Here is a 15,072-nt window from a genome sequence, read left to right as displayed (position 1 = left end):
ATGCCGTCGCGCGAGGCCCTTGACGCGAGGGCACAGCCTTATCGCAGACGCGCGGCTGCCAGGATCGCCCCCGGCCCGGGACGCTGCAGGATCGCCACGATCGGCTCGTCCCCGGCGGCCTGCACGCTCACCGAAAGCGGCTCGGCCCCGTTCCAGCGCGCGACCGGGGTCCAGGCCTCGACGATATTGGCATAGCGCAGGGTCTTTCCGGCATTCTCACCGCGTTGGATATCGACCTGCTGTTCGGGCCGGTAGCGCACGATCTGAAGCACCACATCCTCGCCGAAGGGTTCGGCAGAGACCGCCGTCACCGTCACCATGTCGCCCTGCCGCGCGAGACCGAGCTCGACCGGACTGTCCGCGAGGGCATGCGTCTCGATCAGATGGGCGAGGTCCATCGGCCGATAGCCGACGACGTGATCAGCACCCTCGACCACCATCTGCGGGGTGTAGATCGAGCGTCGGCCCGCGGCATGGGCATAGGCCTTCTGCCGCAGGGTGAAGGCCGGATCGGCAAAGATGTCCTTCCAGCCGATATAATCCCAGTAATCGACATGCAGAGCCAGCGCGATCACATCGTCGCGCTTGGCCAGTTCGGCGATCAGCGCATCGGCCGGCGGACAGGCGGAACACCCCTGAGAGGTGAACAGCTCGACCACCACCGGGCTCGGATCCGACCGGGCGGGACCGGCAACAAAGATACATCCCGCCAACAGGACCGTTAGGACTGCGCGCATCAGACTCGCCTTGATTTCCCCTTCGCCCGATCTTCGTACCCAAGCGCCCGGACACCTGCCAATCAAGGATTCGGGAGGGGGCCGTGCGGATCGGCCGCGCGTCCTCTGGACATTTCAGTGCACAACGGTATACAAATTAATTCGCACCCCCCTTGATCGCCACGATGCGATCGGGCAAGAGCGTGCAGTAATTTTATGAACCGCGCGACACCCTGATGGAGAACGATCTTTCATGCCGATCACCGTTGGACAGGACACAGCCAAGACTCGCAAGACGCTGAGCGTCGGAAGCGCCAGCTATGCCTATTACTCGATCCCCGCGGCCGAAGCGGCGGGGCTCGGTGATTTCTCGCGCCTGCCGGCGGCGCTGAAAGTCGTGCTGGAAAACCTGCTGCGCTTCGAGGACGGCAAGACCGTCACCATCGATGACATCAAGGCCTTTTCCGACTGGGCCGCGAATGGCGGCAGGACCGCGCGCGAGATCGCCTATCGCCCGGCCCGCGTGCTGATGCAGGATTTCACCGGGGTTCCGGCGGTGGTCGACCTGGCCGCGATGCGCGACGGCATTCTGGGGCTGGGCGGCAATGCCCAGAAGATCAACCCGCTGAACCCGGTCGATCTGGTCATCGACCACTCGGTGATGATCGACGAGTTCGGGAATCCGCGCGCGTTCCAGATGAATGTCGATCGCGAATATGAACGCAACATCGAACGCTACACCTTCCTGAAATGGGGCCAGAAGGCGTTCAACAACTTCCGCGTGGTGCCGCCCGGCACCGGCATCTGCCACCAGGTGAACCTGGAATACCTTGCCCAGACCGTCTGGACCGATACCGATCAGTCCGGCGACCAGGTGGCGTATCCAGACACGCTGGTCGGCACCGACAGCCACACCACCATGGTCAACGGTCTGGGCGTCCTGGGCTGGGGCGTCGGCGGGATCGAGGCCGAGGCCGCGATGCTGGGCCAGCCGGTCTCGATGCTGATCCCCGAGGTCGTGGGCTTCAAGCTGACCGGCAGCATGGTCGAGGGCACCACCGCCACCGATCTGGTGCTGAAGGTCGTGCAGATGCTGCGCCAGAAGGGCGTCGTCGGCAAGTTCGTCGAATTCTACGGCGAGGGGCTCGACCATCTGCCGCTGGCCGACCGCGCGACCATCGCCAACATGGCCCCCGAATACGGCGCCACCTGCGGCTTCTTCCCGGTCGACGAGGAAACGCTGCGCTATCTGACCCAGACCGGCCGCGACAAGGACCGTGTCGCCCTGGTCGAGGCCTATGCAAAGGCCAATGGCATGTGGCGCGATACCGGCTACGATCCGGTCTATACCGACACGCTGCATCTCGACATGGGCACGGTCGTGCCCGCGATCTCGGGCCCGAAACGGCCGCAGGATCACACCCCGCTGACCAATGCCGCGCAGTCCTTCTTCAACGTGGTGTCGGATTATCGCGGCATCGACGAAAGCGAGGAAGCGCGCGACATGCTGGCCGAGGCCCCCGCGCCCGATCTCGATGCCGATCCGCGCAAGAGCGCAAAGGTCGAGGGGCAGGATTACGAGCTGCGCGACGGCTCGGTGGTGATCGCCTCGATCACCTCCTGCACCAACACCTCGAACCCCTATGTGATGATCGGCGCGGGGCTCGTGGCGCGCAAGGCGCGCGAACTGGGCCTGACCCGCAAGCCCTGGGTCAAGACCTCGCTCGCCCCCGGCTCGCAGGTCGTCAGCGAGTATCTCGAGGCGGCCGGGCTGCAGGAAGACCTGGACGCGATCGGCTTCAACCTCGTGGGCTATGGCTGCACCACCTGCATCGGCAATTCGGGGCCGCTGGCCGACGAGATCTCGAAGGCGATCAACGACAATGACCTGATCGCGACCTCGGTGCTGTCGGGCAACCGCAACTTCGAGGGCCGGATCAGCCCCGATGTGCGCGCCAACTACCTGGCCTCGCCGCCGCTCGTGGTGGCCTATGCCATCGCCGGCGACATGAATATCGACCTGACCCGCGACCCCATCGCCCAGGACAAGGACGGCAAGGATGTCTTCCTCAAGGACATCTGGCCGAGCCAGGCCGAGATCGCCGAACTGGTCGAGAAGACCGTGACCCGCGACGCCTTCCAGTCGAAATATGCCGATGTCTTCAAGGGCGACGAGAAATGGCAGGCGGTCGAGACCACCGACAGCGAGACCTATGACTGGCCGGCAAGCTCGACCTATGTGCAGAACCCGCCCTACTTCCAGGGCATGGGCACGGAACCCGGCGAGATCACCGATATCGAGGGCGCCCGTCCGCTGGCGATCCTGGGCGACATGGTCACGACCGACCACATCAGCCCTGCCGGATCGTTCAAGGACACGACGCCCGCGGGCAAATACCTGATCGAGCGTCAGGTGCCGGTGCGCGAGTTCAACTCCTACGGCTCTCGCCGCGGCAACCACGAAGTCATGATGCGCGGCACCTTCGCCAATATCCGGATCCGCAACGAGATGCTCTCGGGCGTCGAGGGCGGCTATACCAAGGGTCCGGACGGGGCCGAGACCTCGATCTTCGAGGCGGCCATGGCCTGGCAGGAGAAGGGCGTTCCGCTGGTGGTGATCGGCGGCATCGAATATGGCGCCGGGTCCTCGCGCGACTGGGCGGCCAAGGGAACGGCGCTTCTGGGGGTCAAGGCAGTGATCGCCGAGAGCTTCGAACGCATCCACCGCTCGAATCTGGTGGGGATGGGGGTGATTCCCTTCGAATTCACCGGCGGCGACACCCGCAAGACGCTGGGCCTGACAGGCGAGGAAAGCTTTTCGATCAAGGGCCTCGCGGGCGATCTGAAACCCCAGTCCGAGGTGCCCTGCACCATCGCCTATGCCGACGGGAGCGAGAAGACCGTGACGCTCAAGTGCCGGATCGATACCGCCATCGAGAAGGAATATGTCGAACATGGCGGCGTGCTGCATTACGTGCTGCGCAACCTCGCCAAGGCCGGCTGAGCCGCCAACCCTCTGAAAACAAAGTCGCCCCGGGGCTTACCTCGGGGCGATCTCGTTTGCTGAAACAAAAGTTTTGCGGACCGTCCCACGGGTTCTTCTTTGCGCCAGATCAAGTTTCGACTATGGTTTTGCCATATTCGAAGACTTTTGACGCTACGTTTTCAGAAGACCTTTCAGGAGACAATTGGGGGATCGTCACAACAGACGTCAACGGCCTTGATTTCGTGAGACAGGCTGGCGCTTGCGCCAACCGTGGCCACCGCGGCTATAGAGCCGCATCCTTTCATCATCCGGGCCCCTTCCAGACGGGCCTCTGCACGGGCCTCTGCGGACCGGGACCGCCCCAAGCCGGAAGCTGTCGGCACGCGCCCTCCGGAGACGGACTCGGGGCAACCTCGGGGCAACGCCCTGACGCGATGCAAGATGCAAACCTGGCCCGGAGACAGCGAAAAGACGGAGGGCGCGGGAAGGCCGGGTCTCAGTTCGATGCGGGCCGAGAGTCCTTGAGCAACGGCCTGATCTCGGCCTCGACGATTGCCGGTGTGAGCGGCCCCGGATGGCGCAGCCGCACGGTGCCATCGCCATCGAGAACGAAGGTCTCGGGCACGCCATAGACGCCCCATTCGATGGCGGTGCGACCGGACCGGTCGGCCCCGAGCGCGGCGAAGGGATTGCCGAGTTCGTCGAGGAAGCGCATCGCCTTGGCCGGATCGTCCTTGTAGTTGATGCCGTAGATCGTGACCCCGGCCCCGGCCAGAGCCTCGAGCTCGGGATGCTCCTGCCGGCAGGGCGCGCACCAGCTGGCCCAGAAATTCACCAGCTTGACCTTGCCATCGGCCAGCGCCGCGGCGTCGAAGGGCCCCTGCCCGGCCAGATCGGACAGCACCAGAGCGGGCGCGGGCTTGCCGATCAGCATCGAGGGAAGCGCATCCGGATCGTCGCGCCCCATGCCGATGAAGAAAAGCGCCGCAAGCCCCGCGAACAGGACCGGCGGCAGCAGCAGCAGGGGTGAAATCCGTCTTTTCTCAGACATCCGTTTCCCTCCGGGCCTCGACCTCGGCCAGCTGGCGCCGGACCCGTGCGCCGCGCCAGAGCGAGACCGCGATCAGCACCGCGATCAGCGCCATCGTCAGCGCATAGGAGGACAGCACGGCAACCGCGTATTTTCCAAGATCGGGGATCATGCCATCCGCTCCCTTGCAAGCATCGCCCGGACCCGGCGGGCCCGGATCTCGGTCCGGGTGCGCAGCAGGACCAGCGCGACGAAAAGGCAGACGAAGCCCGCGATGCAGAACAGAAGCGGGATGTAGAACACGTCGGCCACGTTTTCCTTCTTGTCGAGGCTGAGCGAGGCGCCCTGATGCAGGCCCTGGCTCCAGAAATTCACGGCATAGCGGCTGAGCAGCGCGAAGACCGAGCCGACGATGCACAGGACCGAGGTCAGGTCGGCGGCCGCGTCGGGGTTCTCGATCGCCTCCCAGAGCGCGATATAGCCGAGATAGAACAGGAACAGGATCATGAAGGAGGTCAACCGCGGGTCCCAGACCCAGTAGGTGCCCCACATCGGCTCGCCCCAGATCGCGCCGGTGATCAGTGCGATCAGGGTCATGGTCATGCCGATGGGCGCGGCCGCCCGCGCCGCCAGCGCCGAGACATGGTGGCGCCGGACCAGCCAGATCAGCGAGGTCACCAGCATCATCACCCAGGCATTGATGGCCATCATCGCCGCAGGCACGTGGATATAGATGATCTTGACGGTCGAACCGAAATTCTCGGCCTCGGGCGTCAGGAAGAAGCCCCAGACCAGCCCAACCCCCAGGCAGATCGCCGCAACCACCGAGAAGACCGGCAGCAGGACCGACGAGGTCTGCATGAATTTCTGCGGATTGGCATATTCCCAAAGCGACGGCATGAGCGTGTTCCTAGTGGCGTTTCCGAAGGCCCTCAAGTGACGAGCGTGTGAGGCCCCTAGCGCAGGTTGATACGGATTGCCGCAGCCGCGGCGAAGGGCAGCAGCGCCATGCTGGCAAGCGTGATCGCCGTCAGCATCAGAAGCGGCGTGCCGGTCTCGCGCCCGTCGATGCCGCGCGCCACCGCCTCGGCGCCGAAGATCAGCGTCGGCACGTAAAGCGGCAGCACCAGCAGGGACAGCAGCAGCCCGCCGCGCTTGAGCCCGACGGTCAGCGCCGCGCCGAAGCTGCCGATCATGCTGAGCGCGGGGGTCCCGAGCGCAAGGCTCGCCGCCAGCCAGCCATAGCCCGCCGCGGGCAGGTTCAGCAAAAGCCCGAGCCCGGGGGCGGCGAGCGTCAGCGGCAGGCCGGTCGTCACCCAATGCGCGGCGGCCTTCATCGCGACGACGCCCTCGAGCGGGATCGGCGCTGTCGCCAGCAGATCGAGCGAGCCGTCCTCGTGATCGAGCGCGAAGATGCGGTCGAGCGAGAGCAGGCAGGCCAGAAGCGCGCCGACCCAGAGGATGCCGGGCGCGATGGCGGCCAGAAGCCCGCTGTCGGAGCCGACGCCGAAGGGCACCAGCACGACGACGATCAGGAAGAAGGCAAGCCCCAACCCGAAGCCGCCACCGGCCCGGATCGCGAGCCGGAGGTCGCGTTGAAGAAGCGCGATCATGCAAAGGCCTCGTCGAAACTGTCGATCCGGCGCGGCCGGGCACGGAAGCCCGAGACGTCGAGCAGGCCTGCCTCGAAACCCAAGTCGATATGGGTGGCGATGAGGGCTGCGCCGCCCCGCTCGAGATGGCCGCGCACGGCGCGCCCGAACTGCGCGACCGAGGCCGCGTCGAGCGAGACCGTGGGTTCGTCGAGCATCCAGATCGGCCGGCCGGTGACCAGAAGCCGGGCCAGCCCCAGGCGGCGCTTCTGCCCGGCCGAGAGGTTCTGCGCCGGGCGCCGGGCGAGATCCGCGAGATCGAAGGCCTTGAGCGCGGGGGCGATGTCGGTCTGGCCGAAGATACGGGCCCAGAAGCTCAGGTTCTCGGCGACGGTGAGCGTAGCCTTGAGCCCGTCGGCATGGGCGGCATAGGCGATTGACTCGGGCGGGGCGGAAACGGTGCCCTCAAGCGGCGGCTGCAGGCCCGCGAGGGTTCGCAGGAGCGTGGTCTTGCCGCAGCCATTCGGGCCGCGCAGCATCAGCGCCTGCCCGGCGGCGAGCGTGAAGCTTACCCCTTCGAGCACCGGCACGCCGCCGCGTGCGCAGGCCAGATCCGTCGCCACCAGTTCCATGCCCCCCGCATAGCCGAAAGGGCAACGGGCGGGAAGCAGGAAAGCCGGACGGCAGGCGCCCTGAAGCGCGCCGCCTCCGGCGGGGTATTTTCGCCAAGAAGAAGAGCGCGACAGGAGGGGCCGACGGCGCGTCCCTTCGGACAGGTCCCATGGCAGCGACGACGCCCAAGTGAGGGATGGTCAGGGGTCAGGGGACGGGCACCAGCGCGACGGCGACCCGGCGACCTTCGGCCAGGAGCACATTGTAGCTGCGCGCGGCCGAGGGGGTCGACATCAGCTCTACCCCGATGCCCTCGGCTTCGAGCCGGGCCTGGAGCCGGTTCGGCAGCGGGGTCAGGCATTCTCCGGTGCCGATCAGCAGGATGTCGGCGCGGCCCGCAAGCGCCATCAGCGGCGCCTCGTCGCCGGGCCCCTGCCAGGCCAGCAGCTTTCCATCGGCGACAAGCGCGGCCCCCTCGTGGATCTCGCCCGCGATCCGGAAGAAGCCCGGGCCGTAGCCGTCGATGGGCAGGCCGTCGGGGATGGTCATCTCGGTCAGTTTCATCGGGGTCTCCTGTCGCCTGGCGCGCCCCGATCATAGAACGGGCGCCGGGCGGGGGAAACCGCCCGGCGCCCGGGTCTCGTGGCTTTCATCGTTTTCTCGCCGCAGGCCCCCTCGGGGGGCTCAGCGCTCGGCCTTGGCGAACTGCGTACCCGCGCCGTCCCCGCCTTCCTTCGACCAGTCGCGCTTGACGCCCAGCTTGAGAAGGATGTTCGAGGCCACGAAGATCGACGAATAGGTGCCGACGACGATGCCCCAGGTCATCGCGAAGACGAAGCCGCGGATAACGTCGCCGCCCAGCACGATCAGCGCGATCAGCGCCAGAAGCGTGGTGAAGGAGGTCATCGTGGTGCGTGACAGCGTCTCGTTGATCGAGAGGTTGAGCACATCCTTCAGTGCAATCTTCTTGAACTTGCGCAGGTTCTCGCGGACCCGGTCGAACACAACGACAGTGTCGTTGACCGAATAGCCGACGATGGTCAGAAGCGCCGCGATGATCGCGAGATCGAACTTGAGCTGAAGGCCTGCGAAGATGCCCATGGTCAGCGTGACGTCATGGATCAGCGCGACCACCGCGCCGACGCCGAACTGCCATTCGAAGCGCAGCCAGATATAGACCAGCATGGCCAGGATCGAGAGGCTGACCGCGATCGCCGCCGAGGTCACCAGCTCACCCGAGACCTTGGGCCCCACGCTTTCGACCGAGGGGAAGGTGATCGAGGGATCGACCTCTGTCAGCGCCGCTTCAAGTGCATCGATGGTTTCGGGCGTGACGCTTTCGGCATCGCCCTGGGCCTGGATCCGGATCTGGGCCACGTTCTTGCCCGGGCCGAAGCTCGGGTCGAACACCTCGGTGATCGAGACATCGCCGAGATCGAGCGCAGAGATCGCATCGCGATAGGCCCCGACATCGACCGGCTGGCTGCTTTCCGAGCGGATCGTGGTGCCGCCCTTGAAGTCGATGCCGAAATTGAGCCCCATGGTGAAGACCAGAATGACCGAGACCACCATCGCCACCAGTGAGGCAAAAATCGAGACATTTCCGAATTTCAGGAAATCCCAGCTGGTATCGGAGGGAACGAGTTTCAGGCGCATGGATATTCCCTCACAGCACGATGGTCTTGGGGCGACGGCGGGACATCCACATCACGATCATCATCCGCGTGACATAGATCGCGACGAAGACCGAGGTGACGATGCCGATGGCCAGCGTCACGGCAAAGCCGCGCACCGGACCCGAGCCCATGACGAACAGGATCACCGCGGTCAGGAAGGTGGTGATGTTGGCGTCGAGAATCGCAGAGAGCGCCCTCTCATAGCCAAGCTCGATGGCGCGGGCCGGGCCCTTGGCGGTCTTGAGCTCCTCGCGGATGCGCTCGAAGACCAGCACATTGGCATCGACCGCCATGCCGATGGTCAGCACGATCCCGGCAATGCCGGGCAGGGTCAGCGTCGCGCCGATCATCGACAGGAGCCCGAAGATCAGCCCTATATTCACGATCAGCGCGACATTGGCGAAAAGCCCGAACAGCCCGTAGCTGGCCCACATGAAGATCAGGACCAGAAGGAAGGCCGCGGCCGAGGCGATCTTGCCCGCCTCGATCGAGTCGGCGCCAAGCTGCGGGCCGATGGTGCGTTCCTCGAGGAAGGTCAGCTCGGCCGGAAGCGCGCCCGCGCGCAGAAGCACGGCAAGCTGGGTCGATTCCTCTACCGTGAAATTGCCGGTGATCTGGCCCGAACCCGACGGGATCGGCTCGCGGATGACGGGAGCCGAGATCACCTCGTCATCCAGTACGATGGCAAAGGGCGAACCGACATGTTCGGCGGTGTACTGGCCGAATTTGCGCGCGCCCGAGGGGTTGAAGCGGAAGGTGACCGAGGGCGCGCCGTTCTGATCGAAGGCAGGCTGGGAATCGGTCAGCTGTTCGCCCGAGACGACCGGGGTCTTCTCGATGATGTAATAGGTGCCGGGCTCGTCCATCGAGGGCAAAAGCTCGTTGCTGGCCCCCGGCGCCTGGTTCGGATTGCCGGTGCGCGAGACGACCGGGTTGAAGGTCAGCCGCGCGGTGGTGCCGATCAGCGCCTTCAGCTCGTCGGCCGAACCGATGCCCGGCACCTCGATCAGGATGCGGTCCTCGCCCTGACGCTGGATCGTCGGTTCGCGCGTGCCGACCTCGTCGATCCGGCGGCGCACGATCTCCAGCGACTGGCGCAGGGTGCGGTCGATGGTGGCCTGCTTCTCGGGCTCGGACAGCTGCACGGTCAGAACCGCACCCTCGCCCGAAACGTCGATATCCGACGCCCCGACGCCGGTCAGGCTGACGATGGGCCGGGCCAGCGCCCGCACCGCCTTGATCGCAGCGGGCATGCCCGCAGGCTCGCCCAGCCTCACCTTCAGCATGCCGGGCGTGCCGTCCATCCGACGGATCGGGCCGACCTGGTCGCGGACATCGCGCAGCGCGTCGCGCACATCGGGCCAGAGCGCATCCATGCGATCGGCATAGACATCCTCGACCTGCACCTCGGCCAGAAGATGAGCGCCGCCGCGCAGGTCGAGACCGAGATTGACCAGGCCCGAGGGCAGCCATCCGGGCCAGCCGTCGCGCTTGGCGATCAGTTCAGGGGTCGCGCCCTGGGTTTCGATGGCCTTGAGGGCGTCGTTATGCCCCTCGACCCGGGAATAGAACATGTTGGGCGCCGCAAACAGCAACCCTATCAGAACGATGCCCCAGATCGTGGCCCGCTTCCAAAGCGCGAAATCCAGCATCGGCGATCAGGCCTTTTCCGCCGGTTCGGTCTTGTTGAGCACCTGGGCGATGGTGTGACGCACGACACGGATCTTGACGTTCTCGGCGACCTCGAGTTCGACCTCGGCATCGTCCTTGACCTTCGAGACCTTGCCGATCACGCCACCCTGGGTCACGACCTGGTCGCCGCGGCGCAGCCCGTCCACCATCGCCTTGTGCTGCTTTGCCTTCTTCTGCTGAGGGCGGATCAGCAGGAAATACATGATCGCGAAGATCAGGATCAGCGGGAGAAAAGAGCCGAAGGCGCCCGCGGCGCCTCCGCCGGCCGCTTGCGCAAAGGCTGGCGTTGCAAACATGTGGAAGTCCCCGTGTTCGAAGGGCAGAAGGGTCGCCCCGTTTTCAGTCGCGGCGCACCCTATCCGTGGGTCTTCTGCTTGGCAAGGCGCTGCGCCGGGGCTTCAAATGGCGTCCCGATCCGGGCATATCAAGACCATGCGACCTTCGAGCCGCCCGCCTGCCGCGATGTTGCTCGCCCTGTTCGTCATGGCGGGGGCGGCCGCCCTGCCGGCCGCGCCCCGGGCCGGGGGCACGCCGCAGCAGGCCGAGCCGCTGGCCGAGCCCCAGCACCGCGCCTGGCGCGCCATCGGCCGGGTCAATGTCGCGGGATTCGACACGGGCGGTTTCTGCACCGGCACGCTGATCGCCACCGACCGGGTCCTGACCGCAGCCCATTGCCTGTATGCGCTGCGCGGCCACCAGCTGGCGAAACCCGGCCAGGTACATTTCCTCGCGGGCTGGCTGAAGGGCGGCTACGCTGCCCACCGCACCGCCCGCCTCCTGCGGCCCAATCCCGGTTTCGAGCCGAACAGGCGGCCGGACAGCCGAAGCTTGCGCAGCGATGTCGCGATCCTTCTTCTCGAGACGCCGATCCCCGATATCGCGCCGCTTCCGCTGGCCCTGCCAGAGCGCATCGGCCCCGAGGTCACCGTGATCGGCTATCGCCGCGACCGGCCGAATGCGCTCAGCCGGATCGGTGATTGCCGCGTGCTGGTCCAGAGTCCCGGCATGGCCGGGCTCGGCTGCGCGGTGACCGAAGGCAGCTCCGGCGCCCCGGTCCTGCAACGCGCGGGCCAGGGCTGGCAGGTGGTCGGCGTGATCTCGGCCTCCCTGCGCGGCGCGGGCGAGGTCCGCGTGATCGCCGCCCGCCCCGATGCGGCCTTTCTGGCGGGTCGATAAGCCCCGGCTGAAACCGGTTCCCGGAGGCGATGGTTCGGGACAGGCTCCGGAACAGGGAGGATAAGACAAATGACGACAAAACGCTCGCCCCTCGTCGACTGGGTCCGCGAACTCTGGCGACCGGATTTCAACAGGGTCACCGGCTTCGGCTGGATTGTCCGCGTCGTCGTGGCGTTGCCCGTCCTCGCGCTTGCGTTCATCGCGTTTGGCGCAGCGGTCCTGACTCTGGTGCAATATGTCGGCGCCCTTGTCCTCGCACACCGCTTCGCCAGCGTCGAAGGGCAATATGAGGCGATCCGCAATGCCGGCCTCGTGCTCGCCGGCCTCATCGGCATTCCCTTTCTGGTCTGGCGCTCGATCGTCGCGCAAAAGCAGCTGAATCTGGCCGAACAGGGCCTCATCACCGACCGCCTCAATAAGGCGGTCGAGGGGCTGGGGGCGGAAAAGACCGTCAAGCGGCGGCTGACGCATCCGGACGGCTCGACCGAGATAGAGGAGACGACAGAGCCCAATATCGAGGTCCGCATCGGCGCGATCTACGCGCTGGAACGGATCAGCCGGGACAGCGACCGCGACCATGTGAACGTCATGGAGATCCTCTGCGCCTATATCCGCGAGAACTCACATAGGCCGCCGTCATCGCAGCCACTGTCCCGCTCGGAGGAAACGGACGCGGCGAAGGCTTCTCTTTCCGAACTGACAGACCTGACCGATGTCCAGACTGCATTGACCGTGCTGGGGCGGCGGGCAGAATCCCAACGGCAGCTGGAAACTTCTGCCCGCTACCGTCTTTCGCTGAGCAGATGCAACCTTGCCAAATGCGATCTCAGTGGCGCGGATTTTTCCCGTGCCGATTTCGCCGGATCCAATCTGAACGATGCATTTCTCTACCGGTCCCGATTTCGCGACTGCAATTTCACGTCTGCCAGCATGAAGAGAGTTCAGGGCTATGACAGCATCTTCGAGGGCGCTGTGTTCGAATACGCCAATCTGTCACAGGCCATCTTCAATCGAAGCCGCTTCCTCTTTTCTCCGGAGGCGCAAATCGGGGCGGACTTTTCGCAAGCTCAAATGGACGGCAGCATCATCAGCTTCTCGGGAGTGAGAGGCCCCTATAGGTGGGCTCTCGGGGCTAACTTTGCAAAAGTCACATGGCAAAATGCGACCGTAATTGGATTTAGAAACCAACGCGATACCGACTTTGGCTTCAGCACAGCCCGAACCGGCACCGACACCCAGCCACGTCCGCTGACGATCCATCAGGGGCTCGCCTTTCACGATTGCATCCTCGACGCACACCACTTCGGGAATCTCGATCTCGAACGCTGCTTCGGTGATGGAACAGTCGCGCTCATGGAGCCGATCATACGGCCGAGTCACTGGCCGTCCGAGCCTCTGAGCCCAACAATATTCGAACGTGAATGCGCCCTCTGGCGCGCCGATCCGGCCTCTTACGTCCCCCCTCAGGATCGGGCATAACCGGCCCGAGACAAAGACCCAGACCACCCGAGGACAAGACATGCACGACATCCGCGCCATCCGCGAGACCCCCGACGCTTTCGACGCCGCCCTGGCGCGCCGCGGGCTGGCGCCGGTCTCGCCCGAAATCCTTGCGCTGGACGAATCCCGCCGCGCGAAGATCACCGCCGCCGAAGATGCCCAGGCCGCGCGCAACGCTGCCTCCAAGGAGGTCGGCGCCGCCAGGGCCCGGGGCGACGAGGCCGAATTCGAACGCCTGCGCGCGCTGGTGGCCGAGAAGAAGGACGAGATCGCCCGGCTCGACGAGGAGGCCAAGGCCGAGGACAGGCGCCTTCAGGAGATGCTGATGGGCCTGCCGAACCTGCCGCTGGCCGATGTGCCCGACGGCGCCGACGAGGCCGACAATGTCGAGCGGCACCGCTGGGGCACCCCGCCCGAGCTGAGCTTTGCGGCGAAAGAGCATTACCAGCTTCCGGGCGTCGCCGCGGGCATGGATTTCGAGACCGCGGCCAAGCTGTCGGGGGCCCGCTTCGTGGTGCTGAAGGGGGCCGTGGCGCGCCTCCACCGGGCGCTGGCGCAGTTCATGCTCGACACCCATATCACCGAGAACGGGCTGACCGAGGTCAATGCGCCGGTGCTGGTGCGCGAAGAGATGATGTACGGCACCGGGCAGTTGCCGAAATTCGGCGAGGACAGCTATCAGACCCGCGAGGGCTGGTGGCTGATCCCGACCTCGGAAGTGACGCTGACCAATACCGTCAACGACACGATGCTGGACGAGGCCGACCTGCCGCGCCGCCTGACCGCGCATTCGCTCTGCTTCCGCTCCGAGGCGGGCTCGGCGGGCCGCGACACCGCGGGCATGCTGCGCCAGCATCAGTTCGAGAAGGTCGAGATGGTCTCGATCGTTCATCCTGGGCAAGGCCTCGAGGAACTCGAACGGATGACCGGCTGTGCCCAGGGCATTCTCGAGCGGCTTGGCCTGCCCTACCGGACGGTGACGCTCTGTACCGGCGACATGGGCTTCGGCGCGCGGCGCACCCATGACCTTGAAGTCTGGCTGCCGGGTCAGGCGACCTATCGCGAGATTTCCTCGGTCTCCTATTGCGGCGATTTCCAGGCGCGGCGGATGAATGCGCGGTTCCGGCCCGCCGGTGGCGGCAAACCGGAATATGTCCACACCCTGAACGGCTCGGGCCTCGCGGTCGGGCGCTGCCTGATCGCGGTGCTGGAAAACGGCCAGCGCGAGGACGGATCGGTCGCCCTGCCCGAGGCGCTCGCCCCCTGGCTCGGCGGCAAGACGCTGCTGACAGTTGAAGGAGAACTGGCATGATCGACCCGGTGAAGGCGATACTTGTCTTTGTCGCCACGGTATTCTTCGTCGCATCGGCGCTGATGCCGGGCGGTTTCTCGGGCTTTTCGCCCGACCAGTTTCCGGTGCCGCAGGACAATCCGCCGGTACAGCCCGCGGGCTATACCTTCACGATCTGGAGCGTGATCTATGTCTGGCTGCTGGTCTCGGCCGGGTTCGGGCTGTTCCGCCGCGCCCGCGACGGCGCCTGGGAAGCCTGCCGGGTGCCGCTGTTCCTGTCGCTCGCGCCGGGCGCGGCCTGGATCGGCGTGGCCCAGCTCTCGCCGGTCTGGGCCTCGCTGCTGTTGTGGTGGATGGCCGCCATGGCGATCTGGGCGCTGGTCGAGACGCCGCTTGTCGATCGCTGGTGGCTGCAGGCGCCGGTCGGGCTTTACGCGGGCTGGCTGACCGCGGCCAGCTGGGTCTCCGTCGGTCTTCTGGGGGCGGGGCACGGCATCGTCTTCGGCGAAACCGGATGGGCCTTCATCGCACTGCTTGGCGCGCTTGTCACCGGTGCCGCAGTGCTCTTCCCGCTCGACCGTGCCCCCGCCTATGGGGCGGCGCTGATCTGGGGGCTGATCGGCATCGCCGTGGCCAATATCCTCACCGCGCCGCTGGTTGCCATTGTCGCCCTCGCGGGTGCCGTCGTGGCCGGGTTCCTGACGGTCCGGGCCGCGACCTGAGCGCTCCACTCCGGCCGCCTTGCGCCGTCGCAGCCGGTGCCGGGGTATTTTCGCCAAGAAGAAGCAATGCTCCGGGTTT

Annotated in this window: 15 protein-coding genes; 5 read left to right on the top strand and 10 right to left on the bottom strand. The window is 65.9% G+C overall.

The window, feature by feature from the left end:
* Positions 1-38: 38 nt before the first annotated feature.
* Positions 39-737, bottom strand: a complete 699-nt coding sequence (locus B5V46_RS05605; RefSeq protein WP_080615679.1) for a thioredoxin family protein — start codon at positions 735-737, stop codon at positions 39-41.
* A 232-nt stretch (positions 738-969) separates the two neighbouring features.
* On the opposite strand from B5V46_RS05605, the gene acnA reads away from it, so the two are divergent.
* Positions 970-3,720, top strand: a complete 2,751-nt coding sequence (gene acnA, locus B5V46_RS05600; RefSeq protein ID WP_080615678.1) for an aconitate hydratase AcnA — start codon at positions 970-972, stop codon at positions 3,718-3,720.
* A 478-nt stretch (positions 3,721-4,198) separates the two neighbouring features.
* Here the strand turns inward: acnA and B5V46_RS05595 are convergent, their stop codons facing one another.
* The 9 genes from B5V46_RS05595 to yajC form a co-directional block, all read right to left on the bottom strand.
* The gene (locus tag B5V46_RS05595; protein WP_155773958.1) at positions 4,199-4,753 is read right to left on the bottom strand and encodes a DsbE family thiol:disulfide interchange protein; all 555 of its coding nucleotides are present in this window, start codon (positions 4,751-4,753) and stop codon (positions 4,199-4,201) included.
* The gene (gene ccmD, locus B5V46_RS05590; protein ID WP_080615677.1) at positions 4,746-4,904 is read right to left on the bottom strand and encodes a heme exporter protein CcmD; all 159 of its coding nucleotides are present in this window, start codon (positions 4,902-4,904) and stop codon (positions 4,746-4,748) included. The genes B5V46_RS05595 and ccmD overlap by 8 nt, the downstream gene beginning before the upstream one ends.
* Complete coding sequence (locus B5V46_RS05585; RefSeq protein ID WP_080615676.1) at positions 4,901-5,632, bottom strand: heme ABC transporter permease; 732 nt, start codon at positions 5,630-5,632, stop codon at positions 4,901-4,903. The genes ccmD and B5V46_RS05585 overlap by 4 nt, the downstream gene beginning before the upstream one ends.
* A gap of 56 nt (positions 5,633-5,688) precedes the next feature.
* Positions 5,689-6,345: a heme exporter protein CcmB gene (ccmB, locus tag B5V46_RS05580; protein ID WP_080615675.1), complete on the bottom strand. Its 657-nt coding sequence runs from the start codon at positions 6,343-6,345 to the stop codon at positions 5,689-5,691.
* The gene (ccmA, locus tag B5V46_RS05575) at positions 6,342-6,956 is read right to left on the bottom strand and encodes a heme ABC exporter ATP-binding protein CcmA (protein ID WP_080615674.1); all 615 of its coding nucleotides are present in this window, start codon (positions 6,954-6,956) and stop codon (positions 6,342-6,344) included. Before ccmA ends, ccmB begins: the two co-directional genes overlap by 4 nt.
* Positions 6,957-7,143: 187 nt before the next feature.
* On the bottom strand, positions 7,144-7,500 hold the full coding sequence (locus B5V46_RS05570; protein ID WP_080615673.1) for an Mth938-like domain-containing protein: 357 nt from the start codon (positions 7,498-7,500) through the stop codon (positions 7,144-7,146).
* 120 nt (positions 7,501-7,620) lie between these two features.
* Entirely contained in the window at positions 7,621-8,592 is a 972-nt protein-coding gene (gene secF / locus B5V46_RS05565; protein ID WP_080615672.1) for a protein translocase subunit SecF, read from the bottom strand.
* Between the two features lie 10 nt (positions 8,593-8,602).
* Positions 8,603-10,264, bottom strand: coding sequence for a protein translocase subunit SecD (gene secD, locus B5V46_RS05560; protein ID WP_080615671.1), 1,662 nt, complete (start codon positions 10,262-10,264; stop codon positions 8,603-8,605).
* A gap of 6 nt (positions 10,265-10,270) precedes the next feature.
* Positions 10,271-10,600 carry a preprotein translocase subunit YajC gene (gene yajC / locus B5V46_RS05555; RefSeq protein ID WP_080615670.1) on the bottom strand — a complete coding sequence of 110 codons (330 nt, stop codon included), beginning with the start codon at positions 10,598-10,600 and terminating at the stop codon, positions 10,271-10,273.
* 136 nt (positions 10,601-10,736) lie between these two features.
* On the opposite strand from yajC, the gene B5V46_RS05550 reads away from it, so the two are divergent.
* The 4 genes from B5V46_RS05550 (at position 10,737) to B5V46_RS05535 (ending at position 14,993) form a co-directional block, all read left to right on the top strand.
* Positions 10,737-11,480: a serine protease gene (locus B5V46_RS05550; protein ID WP_196774354.1), complete on the top strand. Its 744-nt coding sequence runs from the start codon at positions 10,737-10,739 to the stop codon at positions 11,478-11,480.
* A gap of 69 nt (positions 11,481-11,549) precedes the next feature.
* The gene (locus tag B5V46_RS05545) at positions 11,550-12,959 is read left to right on the top strand and encodes a pentapeptide repeat-containing protein (protein WP_080615668.1); all 1,410 of its coding nucleotides are present in this window, start codon (positions 11,550-11,552) and stop codon (positions 12,957-12,959) included.
* Between the two features lie 40 nt (positions 12,960-12,999).
* Complete coding sequence (serS, locus tag B5V46_RS05540) at positions 13,000-14,292, top strand: serine--tRNA ligase (RefSeq protein ID WP_080615667.1); 1,293 nt, start codon at positions 13,000-13,002, stop codon at positions 14,290-14,292.
* Positions 14,289-14,993, top strand: coding sequence for a hypothetical protein (locus tag B5V46_RS05535; protein WP_080615666.1), 705 nt, complete (start codon positions 14,289-14,291; stop codon positions 14,991-14,993). The genes serS and B5V46_RS05535 overlap by 4 nt, the downstream gene beginning before the upstream one ends.
* Positions 14,994-15,072: the final 79 nt, after the last annotated feature.

Origin of the sequence: Rhodovulum sp. MB263 (genome assembly GCF_002073975.1) — a bacterium.
In the GTDB taxonomy this organism is placed as follows: domain Bacteria; phylum Pseudomonadota; class Alphaproteobacteria; order Rhodobacterales; family Rhodobacteraceae; genus Rhodovulum.
The sequence above is the reverse complement of the archived record's forward strand: the minus strand, read 5'-3'. Positions and strand labels throughout refer to the sequence as shown.

Excerpts from the sequence above, each read along its gene's own strand:
- B5V46_RS05605 (WP_080615679.1), bottom strand. The coding sequence starts at position 737 with ATGCGCGCAGTCCTAACGGTCCTGTTGGCGGGATGTATCTTTGTTGCC.
- acnA (WP_080615678.1), top strand. The coding sequence starts at position 970 with ATGCCGATCACCGTTGGACAGGACACAGCCAAGACTCGCAAGACGCTG.
- B5V46_RS05595 (WP_155773958.1), bottom strand. The coding sequence starts at position 4,753 with ATGTCTGAGAAAAGACGGATTTCACCCCTGCTGCTGCTGCCGCCGGTC.
- ccmD (WP_080615677.1), bottom strand. The coding sequence starts at position 4,904 with ATGATCCCCGATCTTGGAAAATACGCGGTTGCCGTGCTGTCCTCCTAT.
- B5V46_RS05585 (WP_080615676.1), bottom strand. The coding sequence starts at position 5,632 with ATGCCGTCGCTTTGGGAATATGCCAATCCGCAGAAATTCATGCAGACC.
- ccmB (WP_080615675.1), bottom strand. The coding sequence starts at position 6,345 with ATGATCGCGCTTCTTCAACGCGACCTCCGGCTCGCGATCCGGGCCGGT.
- ccmA (WP_080615674.1), bottom strand. The coding sequence starts at position 6,956 with ATGGAACTGGTGGCGACGGATCTGGCCTGCGCACGCGGCGGCGTGCCG.
- B5V46_RS05570 (WP_080615673.1), bottom strand. The coding sequence starts at position 7,500 with ATGAAACTGACCGAGATGACCATCCCCGACGGCCTGCCCATCGACGGC.
- secF (WP_080615672.1), bottom strand. The coding sequence starts at position 8,592 with ATGCGCCTGAAACTCGTTCCCTCCGATACCAGCTGGGATTTCCTGAAA.
- secD (WP_080615671.1), bottom strand. The coding sequence starts at position 10,264 with ATGCTGGATTTCGCGCTTTGGAAGCGGGCCACGATCTGGGGCATCGTT.
- yajC (WP_080615670.1), bottom strand. The coding sequence starts at position 10,600 with ATGTTTGCAACGCCAGCCTTTGCGCAAGCGGCCGGCGGAGGCGCCGCG.
- B5V46_RS05550 (WP_196774354.1), top strand. The coding sequence starts at position 10,737 with ATGCGACCTTCGAGCCGCCCGCCTGCCGCGATGTTGCTCGCCCTGTTC.
- B5V46_RS05545 (WP_080615668.1), top strand. The coding sequence starts at position 11,550 with ATGACGACAAAACGCTCGCCCCTCGTCGACTGGGTCCGCGAACTCTGG.
- serS (WP_080615667.1), top strand. The coding sequence starts at position 13,000 with ATGCACGACATCCGCGCCATCCGCGAGACCCCCGACGCTTTCGACGCC.
- B5V46_RS05535 (WP_080615666.1), top strand. The coding sequence starts at position 14,289 with ATGATCGACCCGGTGAAGGCGATACTTGTCTTTGTCGCCACGGTATTC.